Source organism: Fulvivirga kasyanovii, from assembly GCF_009711405.1.
GTDB classification, from domain to species: domain Bacteria; phylum Bacteroidota; class Bacteroidia; order Cytophagales; family Cyclobacteriaceae; genus Fulvivirga; species Fulvivirga kasyanovii.
Genome location: NZ_SMLW01000185.1, coordinates 1 through 462, shown reverse-complemented (window position 1 = coordinate 462; position 462 = coordinate 1). Strand labels below are relative to the sequence as shown.

Genomic DNA, 462 nt, shown 5'->3' with positions numbered 1-462 from the left:
TTGTTACATCGGAAGAAAATATACCATTCGGGATCAGCACACCATGTATTTCGCCATTTTCTATACTATATTCAATAATTGAACGGACCAGGATCGGTCAGTATAAACAACAACTGGTATTAAAATTTACTTACCCTTAGTGGACACTAACAGCTCTCTCACATCAACGTCAAGGGCTTTAGCCACTTGAAACAAACTTTCAATTCTTGGCTGCATATCATTTCTACACCACTTTGAAATCGTGTTGGTGTTCATATCTATTTCTTCAGCTAACCAGTTGTTTGTTTTGCCACGTTCTGCCAAAACTGCTTTTATCCTGTTGTAAATAGGTTTCGCCATTAGTTTGTTTTTGGTTCTCAGATCAAAAATAAAGAAGAAAAGCAAATCCAGGACAGATAATAATATGCTTTATTAGGATATTATCATATTTTTAAACAACTTTGAAATGCCTTAAAAGGAGAT

General features: G+C 34.6%; 1 protein-coding gene. It reads right to left on the bottom strand.

Annotated elements, in window-relative coordinates:
* Positions 1-126: 126 nt before the first annotated feature.
* Positions 127-339 carry a helix-turn-helix transcriptional regulator gene (locus E1163_RS00675; protein ID WP_155168600.1) on the bottom strand — a complete coding sequence of 71 codons (213 nt, stop codon included), beginning with the start codon at positions 337-339 and terminating at the stop codon, positions 127-129.
* Between the last annotated feature and the right edge of the window lie 123 nt (positions 340-462).